The following is an 18,027-nucleotide window of genomic DNA, read 5'->3' on the forward strand; positions in this document are numbered from 1 at the left end:
TTGTATTTGATAGCGTCACGCCATGACCGAGCCGTCCGGACGCCGCGAGCGCAAGAAAGCAGCGACCCGCCAGAAGATCGCCGACGCCGCCCTGCGGCTCTTCCTGGAACGCGGGTACGACGCGGTCGGCATCCGGGACGTGGCCGCCGAGGCCGACGTGGCCGTGACGACGCTGTTCTCCCACTTCGCCTCGAAAGAGGCCCTGGTGTTCGAGCAGGACGAGGACTTCGAGCAGCGCCTCACGCGCGCGGTCACCGACCGGGAGCCGCACGACCCGCTCATGCCCGCGCTCCGCCGCGAGATCCTGGCCCTGGTGCAGCACTGCACGGCGCCGGGCTCCGCCCCGATGTGGCACATGATCGAGGGCTCGCCCGCGCTGCGGGAGTACGAGGACTCGATGAGGCTGCGCCACGCGGAGTCGCTGGCGGCGGCCATCGCCGCCGATCCCGGCCTGGCACGGTCCACGACGGCCTGCAGGGCGATCGCGAGGTTCGTGATCGACGCCTACGCGGTGGCCCGCGAGGCGGCCGAGCCGGAGGCCGCGGTGGACGAGATCTTCATGATGATCGAGGCGGCCTGGAAGGTCACCTGACCCCGGGGCCGGGTCGTCGCCCGATGCCGCGAGGCCGCGCCTCAGAAGTGGGCGGGCAGCGCCGCAGCGCCTCAGGGTTGCGAGGTGGCGACCTTGACCCCGAAACCGATCAGGACGACTCCGGTGACGCGGTCCATGCCGCGCCGCACGGCAGGCCTCTCGAAGAACGCCCGGGCCTTGGCGAGCACCAGCACGTAGCTGCCGAGCCAGACGAGCGTGAGGGCCGCGTGGATCAGGACCAGCACGGTCATCCCCAGGTGCGGCGAGACGCCGGACGGCGCGAGGGTGGGCAGCAGCCCGGTGTAGAAGACCGCGATCTTCGGATTGAAGACGTTGCTGATCAGCCCCGTGCGCCAGGGGTTTCCGGACGGGGATGAGGACGGGGACGGGGACGAGGTTGGGGCGTCCGTCGGCGATGCCGATGCCGCCGAACGGCTGCGCCGGCTCTGCAGCAGTGCCTGGATGCCCAGGAACCCGAGGTAGAGGGCGCCGGCGAACTTGACGACCGTGTACGCCGTGGCGGATGCCGCCAGGACCGCGGCCAAGCCGACCACGGTCAGCACGCCCCAGATGAGCAGCCCCGCGGTGATGCCCCCGACCGTACGCAGGCCGTCCCGCCACCCGGCGGCGATGGCTCGCTTCGTCACCACGGCCATGTCCGGGCCGGGAACCACGGTCAGGACGGCGAGCACACCGGTTGCGGCGAGAAGCTGAACGAACATGGCCTCAGTCTCGCACCATGTCCTCCCAACCTTTACGTGGACCGTCGCGAGGGCGCCGGGGTCTCGTCCGTCGCGGCCCAGGAGGCCAGCAGGCGCAAGGCCTCTTCGGACGGGGAGCCGGGCTCGGCGGCGTAGACGGTCAGGGTCAGGCCCGGTTCTGCGGCCAGCTCCAGGCCCTCGTAGGCAAGGGTGAGTTCACCGACGAGGTCGTGCGGGTCCTTGTCCTTGTCGTACGGATTGCGCCCGGCCTCGGTGCGCAGGATGGCGACGGCCACGTCGGCGAGCCGGTTGCTCGCGAGGATGTCCATGCGGCCGTTGCGGACGAACGCGGGCCCCGCCGTGATCGCGTCCAGCGTCCACTGCAGGCTGCGGTGCGGCTTCCACTGGTCCCTGGCTCCCCGGCGGCGCCGGGGGCGGGCGAGGGCGTCGGAGCCGTCGGCTGCCTGTGCGAGGTTCTGCAGGTGGGCGCGCTCGGCCTCGTCCAGTCGCAGCACCCGGGCCACCGCTTCGAGGACGCCCGGAGAGACGCCCGCGAGGTTGCCGCGCTCAAGTTTGGCGTAGTACTCGACGCTCATGTCGCCTCGCTGCGCCGCAGGCCCGGCACGATGTACTGCCGGTACACCCCTCGTCCGTAACTCGCTGCGCGCGGGAATGCGCGGTTCCCTGGAAGACGTGGCACACCCCGGCAACCCAACCCGGGGTCCGCCCGAGCCGACCGCACCCGGGCTCGAACAGCCCGCCCCCAGCACGTTAGGACCGCGTCCTGACCGGCGGCATCGACCCCGGCAAGGTCTTCGACCTCGCCCTCCCCCTCGACCAGGTCGCCGAGGGCTACCGGGCCACGGACGAACGACGCGCGATCAAGGCACTCCTCAAGCCGTGACACACGCCGCCAACGAATCGACAGGAAGTCCCATGGAATTCATCAAGCCCCAGGCCACCAGCAAGGCACCGGCCGAGTGGTTCACCGGAGACGTCTGGTGGGACGTCATCGTCGCCGGTCAGGAACCGTCGAGGATGCGCGCGAACCTCGTCCGCTTCTCCCCCGGCGCCCGCACCAACTGGCACTCCCACGCCGTGGGCCAGACCCTGCACGTGGTCTCCGGTGTCGCCCTGATCGGCACCCGCGACGGCACCGTCCTCGAGGCTCACCCCGGTGAGACGGTCAGCTGCCCGCCCGACGAGGAGCACTGGCACGGCGCCGCCCCCGACCGGTTCATGGAACACATCGCCATGTGGGAGGGCACCGGCGACGACACCCCCGAGACCCAGTGGGCGGAACCCGTCACCGACGAGCAGTACGGCGGCCCTCGTAACTCCAACCGATAGCTGCGCCCGCGGAGCGGTGACCTGCAGAAATAAAGCGGCACCTCCGACCAAGGTCGCGTAAGGTGCGGCGTCATGAATCAGGTTTCCGGTGATGCCGTCCGTCCGATACGCGCCGACGAGTGGGCCAAGGTCAAGGAGTTGCGGCTGCGTGCGCTCGAGGACCCGGTGGCTTCGATCGCCTTTCTCGACACGTACGAACAGGCCGCCGCCGAACCGGACTCCTACTGGCAGAAGCGGGCCGAGGGCGCGGCCGACGGGACGCGTTTGCGCCAGTTCGTGGCCGAGGCCCCGGACGGGACCTGGAGCGGCACGGTGACCGTGCTCATCGAGGACGCGCACACCGAGGACGTGTTCGGCGGGGCGATCGAGCAGCGCCAGGCGCATGTCATCGGAGTCTTCGTCCGCCCCGAGCACCGCGGCAGCGGAGTGATCGACGCGCTCTTCACGACGGCGGTCACGTGGGCATGGTCGGTGCCGGACGTGGCGCGGGTGCGCCTGTACGTGCACGAGGACAACGCGCGGGCCGAGCGGTTCTACCGGCGCTACGGATTCGTGCCCTCCGGGGCGACCGTCCCGATGAAGGGCGATCCCTCCAAGAGGGAGCACGAGATGGTCCTGCACCCGGCCGGCCGCTAGCTCCTCAGGGGCGGATGCGAACGCCGTGGCGGATGCGCATGCGGCGCAGTTCCCACAGGGCCACCGCGGTCACCGTCACGGGGCCGCCGAGTACCGCGCACCACTGCGCGGCCGGCGGCCCGTGCGGCAGGCCGCCGTCGAGCGCGACGCTGAACAGCATCAGCTCCCAGACGAGTACGACGGTGAGCGCGGCCGGCAGAGCGGCGTGCACGTTGGACGTGTTGAAGGCGTAGCGGGCGGCGTACGCGGAGGCGAAGAGCAGGAACGGCAGCAGCCAGACGAGACCGATGAGCAGCGCGAGCGCGATGAGTCCGTTCACCAGCGTGCCGTGGTTCTGCTTGAGCACCAGGGCGCTGCCCGCAAGGAGGAGCCCGACCCCCGCCAGGATGCCGACGTACCAGCCCACGGCCTTGAGCGGCGCACGCAGCCGGGAGCGGAGCACACGCCGCTGCTCGGCGGGCGCGTAGCGGATGAAGCCGAGGATGACCAGCGGGCCGGTGAAGATCAGCAGCAGCGGGGCGAGGATCAGCTTCACGACGCCGTCGTTGGCGACGCCGCTCCAGCCGTCGTCCGCGCCGTAGGCGTAGATCAGGCCGAAGCTGGCGGCCGCACCGACGATCGCGCGCCCCAGCTGCACCTTCGACACGAGCGGGTCCGCGACGTGACCGGCGCCGGGCTGGTTGAAGATCGCCTCGGCGCGGCGGCGGGCCGAGCGGATGAACGGGATGAGCGGCGAGACGAAGAAGAGCGCGCACCCGGATCGCCGCCGCCGGACGGGCTGCGGCGGGTACGGATACGGCTGCGGGGGCGGGTACGGCCCGGGCTGCGGCGGCCCGTACGGATGCGGGCCGCCGCCTCCTTGCGGGTCGTACGGGTAGGGGCCGCCGCCCTGCGGATGGCCGTTCGCCGGGCCCCAGCCCTGATGTCCCCCGTGTGCCACGGTTCCCCCTTGCCTCCTGCGACGCTTCTGAGCGCGCGCAGTTTACTGGCCGGAACCGGACGGGTGTGATCAGGGCCGAGGACCGGGAACGGACGGTCCGCGGAGCTGGGGCGCCTTCGGAGCTAGGCGGCCTGCTGCTCGTGGCCGACGAGCCGTACGCACACGGCGAGGCCGGCGATGGCCTGCTCCAGTTCCGCCAGGCTCGGGTAGCTCGGCGCGATGCGGATGGTGGCGTCGCGCGGGTCGTCGCCGTACGGGTGGGTGGCGCCGGCCGGGGTCAGCACGATGCCCGCCTCGGCGGCACGGCGTACGACCTCCTTGGCGCAGCCGTCGGTCACTTCGAGCGTGACGAAGTAGCCGCCCTTGGGGTCGGTCCAGCGGGCGAGACCGGTCTCGCCGAGCTCCGCCTCGAGGATCCGGGCCACGGCCTCGAACTTCGGCTGGAGCAGGGCGCGCTGGCGCTCCATGTGGGCCCGCACACCCTCGGCGTCCCGCAGGAACATGACGTGCCGCAGCTGGTTGATCTTGTCCGGGCCGATCGACCGCTTGGCGTTGTTGGCCAGCAGCCACTTCAGGTTCGCGGGCGACGAGCCGAAGAAGGCGACGCCCGCGCCCGCCGCGGTGATCTTCGAGGTGGAGCCGAAGACGAAGACACGGTCCGCGTTCCCGGCAGCCGCGGCGGCGGCGAGCAGGTCGGCGATCTCGACGGGCTCATCGGTGAGGTGGTGGGCGGCGTACGCGTTGTCCCAGAAGATCCGGAAATCGGGCGCGGCGGCCTGCATCGAGGCGAGCCGGGCGACGGTCTCGTCGCTATAGCAGACGCCGTCGGGGTTGCTGTACTTCGGGACGCACCAGATGCCCTTGACCGACGGGTCCTCGGCGACGAGCCGCTCCACGACGTCCATGTCCGGGCCCTCCGCGGTCATCGGCACGGGGATCATGTCGATCCCGAAACGCTCACAGAGGGCGAAATGCCGGTCGTAACCCGGGGTCGGGCACAGGAAGGCGATCCGCTCCTGGTCCACCCAGCGCGACTCGGCACCCGGCACCACGCTCAGCAGCGCGTGCACCAGGCAGTCGTGCATCAGCTCGAGGCTGGAGTTGCCGAGCGCGAGGAGCTGGTCCGCCGGGACCTGGAGCACGTCGGCGAAGATCTCCCGGAGCTCGACCAGGCCCTGCAGACCGCCGTAGTTGCGTACGTCCGTGCCGTCGGCGGAGGTGTGCCGCCCGCCCGGCAGGCTCAGCAGGTCCTCGGAGAGGTCGAGCTGCTCCGGCGACGGCTTGCCGCGCGTGAGGTCGAGCGAGAGCCCGCGTCCTGCGAGGTCCTGGTAGTCCTGGCGGGCCCGCTCAAGGAGCCCGGTCACGGCGTCGGGGCTCAGCTCGGTGGTCATCATGTGTCCTTACGTTGTCGGCACTGCCCGGGCCTGTGAGCTGCACGGGCGCGCGCCGGGGGCATCGGCACTGCCCGCCGAGGATACAAAGCAATGGCCCGCCCGTGCCCGGCCAGGTGGCGCGGGTCACTCTCCGGGGGTGCGGTCCGGGCTTCGCGGGGGCGGGGGCTAACCCCCGCAGCCATCGGCCGGGTGCCCAGATGTTCCGCCGCCTTCCGTGCTCATAGCGTCGGCCCCGTCCCTGTTTTACGCGCCAGTTGATCTCTAGGAGCACGATGCGCCGCCTCACCCCCTTACTCACGGCCGGTCTCGGCCTGGCCGGGTTGCTTGCCGCAGCGGTGCCTTCTGTGGCGCAGCCTTCCTCTGGAACCGGCTCCCTCTCCGCCCACCACTCGCAGCGGCTCAGCTGGGGGCCGTGCTCGAAGGCGCAGGAGGAGCTGAACGCCGCCGGGGCGCAGTGCGCCGAAGTGACCGTCCCCCTCGACTACTCCGCCCCCGGCGGGCGCACCCTTCAGATCGCGGTCTCGCGCATCAAGGCCAAGGCCTCCTCGCAGCGTCGCGGCATCCTGCTGTCCAATCCCGGCGGGCCCGGTGGCAGCGGGATCGCCAACACCCTCGCGTTGCGGCCCGCGTTGAAGGGCGTGGCGGACGGCTACGACCTCATCGGGTTCGACCCGCGGTTCCTCGGCGAGAGTTCCCCGATCACCTGCGCACCGGCCGCTCCGCCGGCCCCGCCCGGGCCCTCGACCACACCCCGCGCGGACTTCGACGCGTCGGTGCGCAGCGCGCGGGACACGGCGCGGCGTTGCCACGAGCACGGGGACAACGCGGAGCTGCTGCCCCACGCGTCCACTCGGAACGTGGCCCGGGACATGGACGTCATCAGGGCAGCCCTCGGCGAGCGGAAGCTCTCGTACTACGGCATCTCCTACGGCGCCGACCTGGGCGCCGTCTACACCCAGATGTTCCCCCGCCGCACCGACCGCATGGTCATCGACTCCTCGACGGACCCGGCGGCCACCCAGTACGAACTGTTCCGGAGCTCCGGCGAACCGGCCGAGGAAGCGCTGGACGAATGGGCCGCCTGGACCGCCCGCCGCCACGACACCTACGGTCTCGGCCGCACGGCCTCTCACGTGCGGACGCGCGTCGAGCGGCTCCTCGTACAGGCCGAGCGCCGGCCGGTCGATGTCGACGGGCACCGCCTCAACGCGCCCATCCTGCGGCTGCTGGTGAAGCAGCCCGTTCAGCACGAGGAGAACGACCCGACGCTGGCCGCGATCGTGCGCGACCTGGTCGATGCCGCCGCGGGCAAGCCCATCGAGCCGGGCCCCGAGCTCGCCGCGTGGCTGGAGCTGCTCGCCTCGCCCGACCTGGCGGACAGCATGGTGGGCGGTGCGCTCTTCATGTGCGGCGACGGCGGCTGGCCCGCGGGCGGCTGGCCCAAGAACCCGGAGACGTACTGGCACAACAGCGAGCGCAGCCGCAGCACCCAGCCCGTGTTCGGCCCCTACGTCAACGGCATGATCGCGCCGTGTGCGTTCTGGCCCGCCGCGCCACGCGAAGCGGGCACCGCCATCGCCAATGACGTACCCGTCCTGATGCTGCAGGCCCGCCGCGACAACAACACCCCTTATGCCGGGGCCCTGGCCCTGCACCGCAAGCTGACCGGCTCGCGCCTGATCACCGCGGACATCCGATCCCACGGCGTCTACGGCCGTGGGCTCGAGGGCCTTCGCCCCGTCCCCTGCGCCGACCGCGCGGTCAACGACTACCTGCGCACCGGCGTCCTGCCCGCCCGGGACATCGACTGCACCCGACGGTAGAGGCGGTAGGGGCAGTAGTGGCGCCGCCGACTCTGGCCTACCATCACTCGGACATGGCCACACGGGAGACGCGACCCCAGGGCAGTGCGGTACGCACGGCCCTGTTCGCCATGGCCTTCCTCTTCCTCGTCCCGTTGCTCGGGATCGACGGTCCGTCGGGCCCCTCCGTCGCCGCCGTCGCCGCCGTCACCGAGGACCGCGGCGCAACCGCCGTCGCCTTCGGTCCGTACGCCGAGCGCGTGGCCGACAGCCGTGACGGCGGCCGTGACCGGTCCCGGGACGGTGGCCGCGGGTGTCACGAGGGCGACAACAGGACGCCGCGCGGGGCGCTGCCCGCTCCCGAGCGGACCAGTTCCCCGGCCTTCGAGGCGGCCACCGCGCCGTACGAACCGCCGGACCAGGCCTCCGCCCTGCCCGGCACCTCTCCCCCGGGCACGACGTCCGTCGACCTCTACAGAACCCAGGTCATCAGAACGTAGACGGGATCTCTCCGCCCGCACCCCGCCGACAGGACCGATCGGCAGCACCACATCGCCTTCATCGACACCAGGAGAGATCCGCATGCCCCTTTCCGCTTCCACGCACACCTACACCGCCACTCCGGCCAGCCCCAACTCCCCGCATGCTTCCGCGCAGTACGGCGGTGACATCGGCCTGCTCCTGCTGCGCTGCGCGGTCGGTCTGACCATGGCCGTGCACGGCAGCCAGAAGCTCTTCGGCTGGTTCAACGGAGCGGGCCTCGACAGCACCGCGGGCTTCTTCGCGAGTGACGGCTACTCCGCCCCCAAGGCCATGGCCACGGTCGCCGGTCTGACGGAGACGCTCTGCGGCCTCGGTCTGGCCATCGGCCTGCTCACCCCGCTCGCCGGGGCGGGCATCGTCGGCATCATGCTCAACGCCATCGCCATGAAGTGGGGCAACGGCTTCTTCAACCCGGCCGGCATCGAGTACGACCTGGTCCTGCTCGCCGCTGCCGTGAGCCTGGCCGTGGCCGGCCCCGGCAGGTTCGCCGTCGACCACGTCCTGCCGGTCCCGCGCACCCACCGTCTCTCCCACGGCATCGCCGCGGTGGCCCTCGGCGCCGTATCGGCCGTCGTGGTCCTGGTGGCCCTGCACGACTGACCGGTAAGAAGTCCCGTACGGTCCCCACCGGGACGGGCTTTTGGCCGTACCGGTGGGGGTCGTCCCGGTCCTGCATGTGTCCCCCGCTCCGCACGCGCGACGAGCACCCCGCTGGGCGGCTGCGCGATCTCGGACAGTAGCGTGCGGGCCGGGCGCGGCGGTTGCCGGCCCGTTCGGACACTGGACAGGGAAGAGACCGGAAACAGAGCCGTGGTCGATCAGCAGCACACCCCCACCCCGACCCACACCGCCACCCACACCCCCGCCCGTGCCGTGCTTCCCTCGCAGGCTCGCAGAGTCACGGCAGCGGTCGTCGACGCGCTCCTCGCCCTGGTGTGTGGCATCGCGGCCGGCGCGGCGACCGGTGTGCAAGTGAGTGACGGGGTGGTCGAACTGCGGCCGCAGTCCCCCGCGGTGTGGGGTCTCGCGCTCGGCGTGGCCGTCGGAGTGTCCTTCGTCAACCACGTCCTGCTCACGCAGGCGGCCCGGGTCAGTCTCGGGAAGCTGATCACGGGACTGCGTGTCGTACGCGCCTCCGACGGCCGGCGCCCCGGCCTCGTCCGGCTCACCGGCCGTTGGCTGTTCGGCTTCTACTGGATGATCGCCTTCGTTCCTCTGCACGTGGCGACCGACAGCGATGTGGAGCAGCAGGACGCGGTCGGAGTGCGCGTGCGGCGTCGGACCGTTCGTTCGTGATCCGCGCCGCCCGCTGATCCTCTTCCCTGGCCTACGCCGACACTTCCCCCGCCTCCCCCTGGCCCGGCGCCGCCAGAAGGTCGCGTACCTCCTCCTCGGTGGTCTCCACCAGTTCCTCCGCTACCAGCACCCAGCGGGTGACGCCGACCGACTCCAGGAAGGTCAGGTCATGGCTGGCGATCAGGAGCGCACCCTCGTAGGACTCCAGGGCGCCGGTCAGCTGACGCACGCTGGCCAGGTCCAGGTTGTTGGTCGGCTCGTCAAGCATCAGGAGTTGAGGGGCCGGTGCGGCAAGCATCATCGCCGCGAGCGCGGCGCGGAACCGCTCGCCGCCCGAGAGCGTGCCGGCCAGTTGCTCGGCGCGGGCCCCCTTGAAGAGGAAGCGCGCCAGCTGCGAGCGGATGTGGTTGTCGGTGAGCCCGGGAGCCAGCCGGGCGACGTTCGCCGCGACACTCAGGCCGTCGTCCAGGACGTCCAGGCGCTGCGGCAGGAACCGCAGCGGCACTGATGTCCTGACCTCGCCCGACAGAGGAGCCAGTTCCCCGGTGAGGGTGCGCAGCAGCGTCGTCTTGCCGGCGCCGTTGCGCCCCACCAAGGCGATCCGTTCGGGCCCCCGCACCTGCAGGCTGCCTTCCTTCAACTTGCCGAATTGCGGGCGCAGTTCGTCCACGCTCAGCACGGTGCGCCCCGCGGGGACAGCGGTGTGCGGGAGGCTGACGCGGATCTCGGCGTCGTTGCGGATCGCGTCGGCGGCCTCCTCGCGCCGCTCGCGCGCCTCGTTGAGCCGCTCCTCGTGCAGGCCCCGGAGCTTGTCCCCCGACTCCTGCGCGGAGCGCTTCTTCTCTCCCGCCACGATGCGTGGGGCGCGCCGCTGGGCGTCCATCTTCTTGCTGTGCCGCTGGCGGCGGGCCACCTTGACCTGGGTTTCCTCCAGTTCGCGTTTCTGGCGGCGTACGTCGGCCTCGGCGGCCCGCAGCATCCGCCCCGCCGCTTCCTGCTCGGCGGCCAGCGCTTCCTCGTAGGCGGACCAGCCGCCGCCGTACCAGTTCACCGACCCGGCGCGCAGTTCGGCGATGCGGTCCACGCGTTCGAGCAGGTCGAGGTCGTGGCTGACCACGACCAGGATGCCGGAGCGCCAGGAGTCGACGGCTTCGTAGAGTCTGCGGCGCGCGAACAGGTCGAGGTTGTTGGTCGGTTCGTCGAGGAGGAGTACGTCCGGGCGCTCCAGGAGCAGCGCCGCCAGACGCAGCAGCACGGTCTCCCCGCCGGACATCTCGCCCACGGTCCGGTCGAGTCCGATGTCGCCGAGGCCGAGGGTCCCCAGCTGGGCCAGGGCCCGCTCCTCGACGTCCCAGTCGTCGCCGACCGTCTCGAAGTGCTCCTCGCGTACGTCTCCGGACTCGATGGCACGCAGGGCGTCACGTCGTCCGGCGATGCCCAGGGCCTGGTCGACGCGCAGGCTCGTGTCGAGAGTGATGTTCTGCGGCAGGTAGGCGAGGCTGCCGCCGACGGTCACCGACCCCTGGGACGGGCGCAGTTGCCCGGCAAGGAGGCGCAACAGGGTGGATTTTCCGGTGCCGTTGGTGCCGACGAGCCCGGTGCGGCCCCGGCCGATGCTGACGGAAAGGCCGTCGAAGACGCTCGTGCCGTCCGGCCACTGGAACGACAGGGCGGAGCACGTCAGGGAGACGCTGGGGGTGGTGGGTACAGACATGATGGATCTCGCAGTCGCAGGCGCGGGCAGGGGGCGTCGTATGCGAGCACCACGCGGCGACCGACCGGATAAAGAGGGGTGCGGCGGTCCGGGAGACAGAGGGACGGCTCATGCACCGAGGTCGCATCCACGCGGGGCCACGGGCAGGACGGCAGGGCCGGCTGCGGCGTGACGGGCGTACGGCGAAGGCCGTACGGCGCGATGATCGCGAACCTCAGATGCGCAACGTCCACCTCTATCGGAGACAACAGGACCCTGGAAACGATAACGACCGCGCGAGGGAATGGCAAAGCTTTGTGATCACCGTCGCGCCTGGATGAGGGCATGGGTGCCGCTGGTGCGCCAGCCCTGGCCGTGTGCCGCGTTCAGCTCCGCCTCGGTCCGCTCGTCGAGTCCGACGATCACGTCGGACTTCAGCGTCCGCAGGGCCGCCACCGGGCCGGGGAAGTACGCGGTGGGCTCCTCGAAGGGTGTGGTGGCGGGCCAGAGCCGGTCGCCGACCAGACGCCGGTAGTTCAGGTCGCCCTTCATGACGGTCACGTCGGCCTCGGCGAACTCCTTGCGCAGGTCGTCGGGCATCCGCTCGTACGGCAGCGGGGCGCACGAGAAGGGGTGGGCGCGGACGGTGAGCACGCCGCTGCCCATGGCCGACCACAGGCGCTCACCCACCTTCGCCGCAGCGCCCCGTGCGCCGGTCAGGCGGCGCAGGCAGTCGATGACGTCGGCGGTCATGGCGTCCGAGACGTAGTACGGATAGGGCTTGACGTGCAGCACGACCCGCTCGGCTCGCCGATGGCGCAGGAGGTGGTCGGCGAGGATGAGGTCGGGCAGCAGCTCGCGCCCCGCGTTGTCCGCGACCAGGCACAGCGTGGCCGCGCCGCCCTCGGGCAGCAGGGACCACAGCAGCCCGGAGTCGTCGGCGACGAGGCGTGAGTCGGCGGCCCCGGCCGAGCCGCCGCCCACGGCGAAGCCCAGGTCGGCGCGGTTGCCCCACAGCGAGCCCAGGAGCAGGGCCTGACGCTGCTCGTCGAGGGGCCGCGGCGCCAGCCGGTCGAGCGCGGCCAGTTCCTCGTCGGCCTCACCGATGTGCAGTTCCGCCTGCTTGAACGGACGGAACGGGTCGATTCCCTGCCAGGGGCCGTCCCCGAAATACCCGACAGCAGCGAGGAGTTGGCGGTAGAAGTAGCTCTCGGACCACAGGAAGGGCACGTCGAACCAGGACAGACCGACGTACTCACGCCCCCACTCCTCCCACAGGTGACGGTCGTGTGCCCCGGGGTCCGGCGGCTCGATCACGCCCTGCGTGGCCTGGGCGAGGAGGGCGTCGAGGGCGCGATGCTGCCGGGGCCCGTAGGGGAAGGCGTCGCGCACCTTCTTGATGAGCGCGGGGTGCCGCTCGGCGAGCACGCTCCTGGGAAAGGAGCCGGGTGCGTCACTGAGGATGACGGGGGCTTCGACTGCGTCCGGCATAGCTGCTCCTTCACTTTTTCTTCTCACTATTTGACGGCTTGTGGGCAAGCCGGTCTACGGTGGCCCGCCCTCTATCCCCCACGTTTCAGAGGTTCTGCCACATGCCCGCATTCAACCGTCGGCGCTTCCTCCAGGCAGCGGGTGGCACCGCCGGCGTCGCGGCTCTGTCCGCCAGCATCATGCGCGCCGTCGACATCCCCGCCTCCACCCGGTCGGGATCGATCGAAGACGTCGAGCACATCGTGGTCCTCATGCAGGAGAACCGCTCCTTCGACCACTACTTCGGCACGCTGGGCGGTGTCCGGGGATTCGGCGACCCCCGTCCGATGATCCTGGAGAGCGGAAAGCCCGTATGGCATCAGTCCGGTGGCGGCGAGGAAGTCCTGCCCTACCACCCCGAGGCCGACGACCTGGGAATGCAGTTCATCGCCGGGCTGAGCCATGACTGGGAAACCGGCCATCAGGCGTGGAACAAGGGCAAGTACGACGACTGGATCGCAGCCAAGACCTCCGGCACGATGGCCCACCTGACCAGGGACGACATACCGTTCCACTACGCGCTGGCCGACGCCTTCACGGTCTGCGACGCCTACCACTCCTCGTTCATCGGCGCGACCGACCCCAACCGCTATTACCTCTACTCCGGTCACACCGGAAATGACGGCAAGGGCGGCGGACCGGTCCTCGGCAACGAGGAAGTCGGCTACGACTGGACGACCTATCCCGAGCGCCTGGAGAAGGCCGGGGTGTCCTGGAAGATCTATCAGGACACCGGCGACGGACTCACCGAGGACGGGCTGTGGGGTGTCCTGGAGGACGCCTACCGCGGGAACTACGGCGACAACTCGCTGATGTTCTTCAACAAGTACCGGAACTCGAAGCCCGGTGACCCCCTTTACGAAAAGGCACGCAAGGGCACGAACATCAAGAAGAGCGGCCACCTCCTCGACGACCTCCGCGCGGACGTCAAGTCCGGGAAACTCCCGGAGATATCCTGGATCGCGGCTCCGGAAGCGTTCAGCGAACACCCCAACTGGCCCGCGAATTACGGCGCCTGGTACATCTCGCAGGTCCTGGACGCACTGACGTCCGACCCCGAGGTATGGAGCAGGACCGCCCTGTTCATCACCTACGACGAGAACGACGGCTACTTCGACCACGTGCCGCCGCCCTACCCTCCGGCCGACTCCTCCTGGGGCGCTTCCACGGTCGACACCGAGCTCGACCATTTCCCCGGCGACGGCGAATACAGCGCGGGCCCCTACGGCCTCGGCATGCGGGTCCCCACCCTCGTCGTCTCCCCGTGGTCCACCGGCGGTTACGTCTGCTCCGAGGTCTTCGACCACACCTCCGTCATCCAGTTCATGGAACGCCGCTTCGGCGTCCACGAACCGCACATCTCCCCCTGGCGCCGGGCCATCTGCGGCGACCTCACCTCGGCCTTCGACTTCGGCCGCAAGCACACCGGGCGCGCGGACCTGCCGAGCACCGACGGCTATGAGCCGCCGGACCAGGAACGGCACGACAGCTACACCCCCTCGCCGCCCGCTTCCCCCGCCCTGCCCAAGCAGGAGAAGGGCGCGCGGCCCACCCGGCCCCTGCCCTACACGCCGCTGGTCACCGCGGCCGTGCAGCCCTCCGACGGCACCATCGAGCTCACCTTCGCACCGGGCGACGAGACCGGCGCCTGCTTCCTCGTCACCTCGGGCAACCGCGACGACGGGCCCTGGACCTACACCGCCGCGGCGGGCAAGAAGATCTCCGACACCTGGAGCACGGGCCCTTCCGACGGGGCGTACGAGCTGAGCGTGCACGGCCCCAACGGCTACCTGCGGACGTACGCGGGCACCGCCGCCACCCCGGGCCCGGAGATCACCTGCCGCCACGACCAGGACACCGGACGCGTGAAGCTCACCGTCACCAACCCGGCCAAGGCCGCCTGCCGCCTGACCATCACCAACGCCTACGGCGGCAAGAGCACCGAACTCACCGTCCCGGCAGGCGGTCGGCAGTCCCGATCGGTCGACCTCGGCCACAGCAAGCGCTGGTACGACCTGCGTGTCCGGTCCGACAGCGACAGCGCCTACCTGCGCAGGTTCGCCGGGCATGTCGAGACGGGCGAGTCCGGCGCCAGCGACCCCGCGCTCCGCACCGGCTGACCGCGTCCCCCGGCAGCGCGCTAGACCCCGCCCTCCTCCTCGGCGCTGCCCGGCCTGACGCGTACGTGCATGCGCTCGCCCTGGGCCCCGTACAGGGCGAGGAACTCGACGGGGATGTCACCGGCGTTGGCGAAGCCGTGCGGGGTGCGGGTGTCGAACTCGGCGGCCTCGCCCGCGGTGAGCACCAGGTCGTGCTCGCCCAGGGCGAGCAGCAGCCGCCCGGAGAGGACGTAAAGCCATTCATAGCCCTCGTGCATGCCCTGCTCGGGGCGTGCGGCCTGTCGGGTGCCGGTTCTGGGAACCGGCATGACCTGCTTGTAGGCATGCATTCCGCCGAGGTGGCGAGTGAGGGGGACCCACGTGTTGCCGTGGCGCTTGAACGGCCGCGGGTGGATGCGCGGGTCGCCCGTCTGCGGCGCGCCGACCAGCTCGTCGAGCGGTACGCCGTACGCCTTGGCCAGCGGCAGCAGGAGCTTCAGGGTGGGCTCCCGCTGACCGGCTTCAAGGCGCGAGAGAGTGCTCAGGGAGATCCCCGTCTCCTCGCTCAGCCGGGCCAGGGTGGCGCCCCGCGCCTTCCGCAGCGCCCGCAGCCGCGGCCCGACGGCGGTCAGCACATCCGTGAGGGGGGAGTCGTCGCTCATCCCTTCATTTGCCGGGGCGGCAAATAACTTTGTCAAGCCGGTGTCGCCGCGCGCAGGGTTGCCGCAGAGCAGAAGGAGCCCCGCATGAGCGAGCACACCACCGACCACACCATCGCCCCCGCCGCGGATTCAGCCGCGGCGTTCTGGGACGAGCGCTACAACCAGAGCGGCCGCCTGTGGAGCGGCGAGCCCAACGCCGCACTCGTCCGCGAGACCGAGGGACTCGTCCCGGGCAGTGCCCTGGACCTGGGCTGCGGAGAGGGCGGCGACGCGATCTGGCTCGCACGCCAGGGCTGGCGCGTCACCGCCACCGACATCTCCCGCGTCGCCCTCGGCCGTGCCGCCGAGCACGCGGACCGGGCCCGGGTCGCCGACCGCGTCGACTGGCAGCACCACGACCTGGGCACCTCCTTCCCGACCGGCGCCTACGACCTGGTCTCCGCCCAGTTCCTGCACTCCCTGCACGAGATGCCGCGCGAGCAGATCCTGCGCGACGCCGCCGCGGCCGTCACCGAGGGCGGCACCCTCCTGATCGTCGGCCACATGGGCTTTCCCGCCTGGGAGACCGCAGCGCACCCGGGTGTGGACTTCCCCAGCCCCCAGAAGGTCCTGGCCTCACTCGACCTGCCGGCCGGGCAGTGGGACGTACTCGTCTGCGACACGCACGAGCACGCCCTCACAGCCCCCGACGGCGAGCCCTCCACGCGGACCAACTACACCGTCAAGCTGCGGCGGCGCCGGTCCGACGGGTGACGGTCAGCCCACCGGGGTGCCGAAGCGCGCCGTGGTGGCGTCCGCGCTCCAGCGTCGCAGCCCGGCCTTCTCCAGCACGCGGACCGAGGCCGGGTTGGACAGTTCCACGTCGGCGTACACGGTGTGGACGTCCGGCGAGGTCAGGGCGTACGCCGTGAGGGCCCGGGTGGCCTCGGAGGCGTAGCCCCGGCCGCGGCGCGAGGCCACGATGCCGTACCCGATCTCCAGCTTGCCGTCGCTCGGCGGCCAGAACAGCCCGATGGCTCCGATCACCAGACCGGTCGCCCGCTCGATGACCTGACGTTGCCCGTACGGGCCCAGTGCGTCCGGCCGGTCGGCGATGAAACCGGCGATGACTCGGCCCTCGTCGGCGGGGAAGTCCTCCGCCCAGTGCGCCAGGCGGCGGTCGCCGAGGACGGCGGTGATCTCGTGAGCGGGCCAGGGCCGCAGCACGAGGCGCTCAGTGGTCACGTCCGTACCGGACGTCGAGAACGAGGACGAGGCAAAAGAAGAAGACACGCGATACTCCTGGTCGTTTCAGACGACCGGGCCGCTCGACAACCTCACGCGGCCCGGACAAGGGCATGCTGATGAATCGCCTGGCGGGCCATATTCATCAACCTCCCTCGCCGCAGGTGGTCGCGTCGTTCGCGCGTCGGTCGACTGTAGGACAGGGGGTGATCTCTGTCCCCTCAATATGCGTGTTCGGGCAGGCGCACGGTCAGTGTCACCTTGCTCCCGCCGGGGCCCGCCGAGATCGTGAGCCCGTCGGTCAGGAGGCCCGCGAGCCACAGACCGCGGCCCCCCGGGTGACCGTTCAGGCCGGGAGCCAGCTCGGGGATGACGTCGGCGCTGAAGCCGGGGCCCAAGTCGTGGATATGGCAGGCCAGATGGCCGTTGGTGCGTTGCAGGATCAGCGTGCCGCCGCCGCCCGCGTGCTCGACCGCGTTGACCGCCACCGCGTCCAGGGCCACGATGAAATCGCTGCGCCGCGGCTCGGCCAGCCCCTGATGATCGGCGTACTGGTCCACGAGCATGCGCAGCCGGGGCAGATCGTCCTTTGTGAAGCGCGATTCCAGGAGGGTGACGGGGGGGACCTCGTGGGGGTCCGACGTGTTCGTCATCAGCGCTCCACCTCGCTGATCACCATGTGGGGCACCTGGTCGGCGCCTGCTCGGCGCAGTATGCGGGCCGGTGTCGGCGGACAGGTGACCTGGACCAGGCCGTGCGGATGTTCAAGGACCAGCCGCAGCAGGTCCACGGCACAGGCGACGCCGAGGAACACGAGTCCGGTCAGGTCCACGACGAGCAGCCCTCGGGAGTCCGCGCCGTACCTGAGCCCCTGGCGCACGGCGGCGATGAACTCCTCGCGGGTGGCCAGGTCCGCCTCACCGACCAACCGCACCCGCCCTTCCGCCTGTTCCGTGTGCAGAGCGCCCAGGCGGGGCAGCAGCCGGCAGGGGTGCGCCTCGTGCATCGCGGTCAGGACGTCGGGGTCGAACCAGCGGCGGTCGTAGGCACAGATCTCGGTGTAGGGGCGGTCGGTGAACAGATGCTGGGCGTGTGATTCGCGGTGCATCATCACCTCGACATCGGCGCCCAGGTGCCCCACCCAGTGCATGTCGATATAGGTCCGCAGTCCGCTGAAACCCTCGGCCAAGGCCCGGTCGGTCTCCTCCGTGATGCGCTCCCACTGCCGGAGGGGAGTGAACGCGTCCTGGGGGTGGATGAGGGCGCGCATGCTGCTGAGCACCAACTGCCCGTGGTCACGGGCGGATCCCAGCAGTGCGCCCGGGGCGTCGATGCGGCCCCACACCTGTTCGTCGTCCATGTGCGGAGCGGCGAAGACCATCACCTTCTCGCGCTTGACCAGCCCCGCCCACGCGAAGGCAGACACCACGTCGCGTCCCGCATCGTCGTCCTCGTAGCTGACGAAAGCATGGTCCCCCGCCCGTAGATGCTGGACCGGGATTGTTCCGACCGACGCCGAAGCGGCATCCGCCATCTCTCACCTCCGGGGCCGAGACGACGACCCG

The 18,027-nt window shown here is 70.8% G+C and carries 18 protein-coding genes and 2 pseudogenes; 10 read left to right on the plus strand and 10 right to left on the minus strand.

Annotated elements, in window-relative coordinates; translation table 11 throughout:
• Positions 1–22 precede the first annotated feature (22 nt).
• Positions 23–592: a helix-turn-helix domain-containing protein gene (locus tag AB0I66_RS08080; protein WP_363206924.1), complete on the plus strand. Its 570-nt coding sequence runs from the start codon at positions 23–25 to the stop codon at positions 590–592.
• 71 nt (positions 593–663) lie between these two features.
• On the opposite strand, the gene AB0I66_RS08085 is transcribed toward AB0I66_RS08080, so the two are convergent.
• Positions 664–1,314, minus strand: a complete 651-nt coding sequence (locus AB0I66_RS08085; protein WP_363206925.1) for a LysE family translocator — start codon at positions 1,312–1,314, stop codon at positions 664–666.
• A gap of 32 nt (positions 1,315–1,346) precedes the next feature.
• Positions 1,347–1,892, minus strand: a pseudogene (locus AB0I66_RS08090) (transcriptional regulator); the annotation flags it as partial.
• A gap of 176 nt (positions 1,893–2,068) precedes the next feature.
• On the opposite strand from AB0I66_RS08090, the pseudogene AB0I66_RS08095 reads away from it, so the two are divergent.
• The 3 genes and pseudogenes from AB0I66_RS08095 to AB0I66_RS08105 all read left to right on the plus strand — a co-directional run.
• Positions 2,069–2,197, plus strand: a pseudogene (locus AB0I66_RS08095) (IMP dehydrogenase); the annotation flags it as partial.
• A gap of 32 nt (positions 2,198–2,229) precedes the next feature.
• Complete coding sequence (locus tag AB0I66_RS08100; protein WP_363206926.1) at positions 2,230–2,643, plus strand: cupin domain-containing protein; 414 nt, start codon at positions 2,230–2,232, stop codon at positions 2,641–2,643.
• Positions 2,644–2,715: 72 nt separating this feature from the next.
• The gene (locus tag AB0I66_RS08105) at positions 2,716–3,279 is read left to right on the plus strand and encodes a GNAT family N-acetyltransferase (protein WP_363206927.1); all 564 of its coding nucleotides are present in this window, start codon (positions 2,716–2,718) and stop codon (positions 3,277–3,279) included.
• Between the two features lie 4 nt (positions 3,280–3,283).
• Here the strand turns inward: AB0I66_RS08105 and AB0I66_RS08110 are convergent, their stop codons facing one another.
• Positions 3,284–4,219 carry a hypothetical protein gene (locus tag AB0I66_RS08110; protein WP_363206928.1) on the minus strand — a complete coding sequence of 312 codons (936 nt, stop codon included), beginning with the start codon at positions 4,217–4,219 and terminating at the stop codon, positions 3,284–3,286.
• A gap of 122 nt (positions 4,220–4,341) precedes the next feature.
• Positions 4,342–5,610: an aminotransferase class I/II-fold pyridoxal phosphate-dependent enzyme gene (locus AB0I66_RS08115; protein ID WP_363207839.1), complete on the minus strand. Its 1,269-nt coding sequence runs from the start codon at positions 5,608–5,610 to the stop codon at positions 4,342–4,344.
• Between the two features lie 275 nt (positions 5,611–5,885).
• Between AB0I66_RS08115 and AB0I66_RS08120 the strand changes: the two genes are divergently transcribed.
• The 4 genes from AB0I66_RS08120 (at position 5,886) to AB0I66_RS08135 (ending at position 9,254) form a co-directional block, all read left to right on the plus strand.
• Complete coding sequence (locus AB0I66_RS08120) at positions 5,886–7,436, plus strand: alpha/beta hydrolase (RefSeq protein ID WP_363206929.1); 1,551 nt, start codon at positions 5,886–5,888, stop codon at positions 7,434–7,436.
• Between the two features lie 53 nt (positions 7,437–7,489).
• Positions 7,490–7,915, plus strand: coding sequence for a hypothetical protein (locus tag AB0I66_RS08125; RefSeq protein WP_363206930.1), 426 nt, complete (start codon positions 7,490–7,492; stop codon positions 7,913–7,915).
• 82 nt (positions 7,916–7,997) lie between these two features.
• Positions 7,998–8,558 (plus strand): DoxX family protein, encoded by a 561-nt coding sequence (locus AB0I66_RS08130; protein ID WP_363206931.1) that lies wholly within the window; start codon positions 7,998–8,000, stop codon positions 8,556–8,558.
• A 210-nt stretch (positions 8,559–8,768) separates the two neighbouring features.
• A complete protein-coding gene (locus AB0I66_RS08135; protein ID WP_363206932.1) occupies positions 8,769–9,254 on the plus strand; it encodes an RDD family protein in 486 nt (161 codons plus the stop codon).
• 31 nt (positions 9,255–9,285) lie between these two features.
• On the opposite strand, the gene AB0I66_RS08140 is transcribed toward AB0I66_RS08135, so the two are convergent.
• Entirely contained in the window at positions 9,286–10,968 is a 1,683-nt protein-coding gene (locus AB0I66_RS08140; RefSeq protein WP_363206933.1) for an ATP-binding cassette domain-containing protein, read from the minus strand.
• A gap of 300 nt (positions 10,969–11,268) precedes the next feature.
• The gene (locus AB0I66_RS08145; RefSeq protein WP_363206934.1) at positions 11,269–12,438 is read right to left on the minus strand and encodes a damage-control phosphatase ARMT1 family protein; all 1,170 of its coding nucleotides are present in this window, start codon (positions 12,436–12,438) and stop codon (positions 11,269–11,271) included.
• Positions 12,439–12,539: 101 nt separating this feature from the next.
• On the opposite strand from AB0I66_RS08145, the gene AB0I66_RS08150 reads away from it, so the two are divergent.
• The gene (locus tag AB0I66_RS08150) at positions 12,540–14,597 is read left to right on the plus strand and encodes a phosphocholine-specific phospholipase C (protein ID WP_363206935.1); all 2,058 of its coding nucleotides are present in this window, start codon (positions 12,540–12,542) and stop codon (positions 14,595–14,597) included.
• Positions 14,598–14,617: 20 nt separating this feature from the next.
• Here AB0I66_RS08150 and AB0I66_RS08155 read toward each other — a convergent pair whose 3' ends face one another.
• Positions 14,618–15,238, minus strand: coding sequence for a helix-turn-helix domain-containing protein (locus AB0I66_RS08155; protein WP_363206936.1), 621 nt, complete (start codon positions 15,236–15,238; stop codon positions 14,618–14,620).
• 84 nt (positions 15,239–15,322) lie between these two features.
• On the opposite strand from AB0I66_RS08155, the gene AB0I66_RS08160 reads away from it, so the two are divergent.
• Positions 15,323–15,991 carry a class I SAM-dependent methyltransferase gene (locus AB0I66_RS08160; protein WP_363206937.1) on the plus strand — a complete coding sequence of 223 codons (669 nt, stop codon included), beginning with the start codon at positions 15,323–15,325 and terminating at the stop codon, positions 15,989–15,991.
• Positions 15,992–15,994: 3 nt separating this feature from the next.
• Here AB0I66_RS08160 and AB0I66_RS08165 read toward each other — a convergent pair whose 3' ends face one another.
• The 3 genes from AB0I66_RS08165 to AB0I66_RS08175 all read right to left on the minus strand — a co-directional run bounded on the left by AB0I66_RS08165 (position 15,995) and on the right by AB0I66_RS08175 (position 17,996).
• Complete coding sequence (locus AB0I66_RS08165; RefSeq protein WP_363206938.1) at positions 15,995–16,510, minus strand: GNAT family N-acetyltransferase; 516 nt, start codon at positions 16,508–16,510, stop codon at positions 15,995–15,997.
• 173 nt (positions 16,511–16,683) lie between these two features.
• Positions 16,684–17,115 (minus strand): ATP-binding protein, encoded by a 432-nt coding sequence (locus tag AB0I66_RS08170; RefSeq protein ID WP_363206939.1) that lies wholly within the window; start codon positions 17,113–17,115, stop codon positions 16,684–16,686.
• A complete protein-coding gene (locus tag AB0I66_RS08175) occupies positions 17,115–17,996 on the minus strand; it encodes an MEDS domain-containing protein (protein ID WP_363206940.1) in 882 nt (293 codons plus the stop codon). Before AB0I66_RS08175 ends, AB0I66_RS08170 begins: the two co-directional genes overlap by 1 nt.
• Positions 17,997–18,027 lie beyond the last annotated feature (31 nt).

This window comes from Streptomyces sp. NPDC050439 (genome assembly GCF_040655335.1).
In the GTDB taxonomy this organism is placed as follows: domain Bacteria; phylum Actinomycetota; class Actinomycetes; order Streptomycetales; family Streptomycetaceae; genus Streptomyces.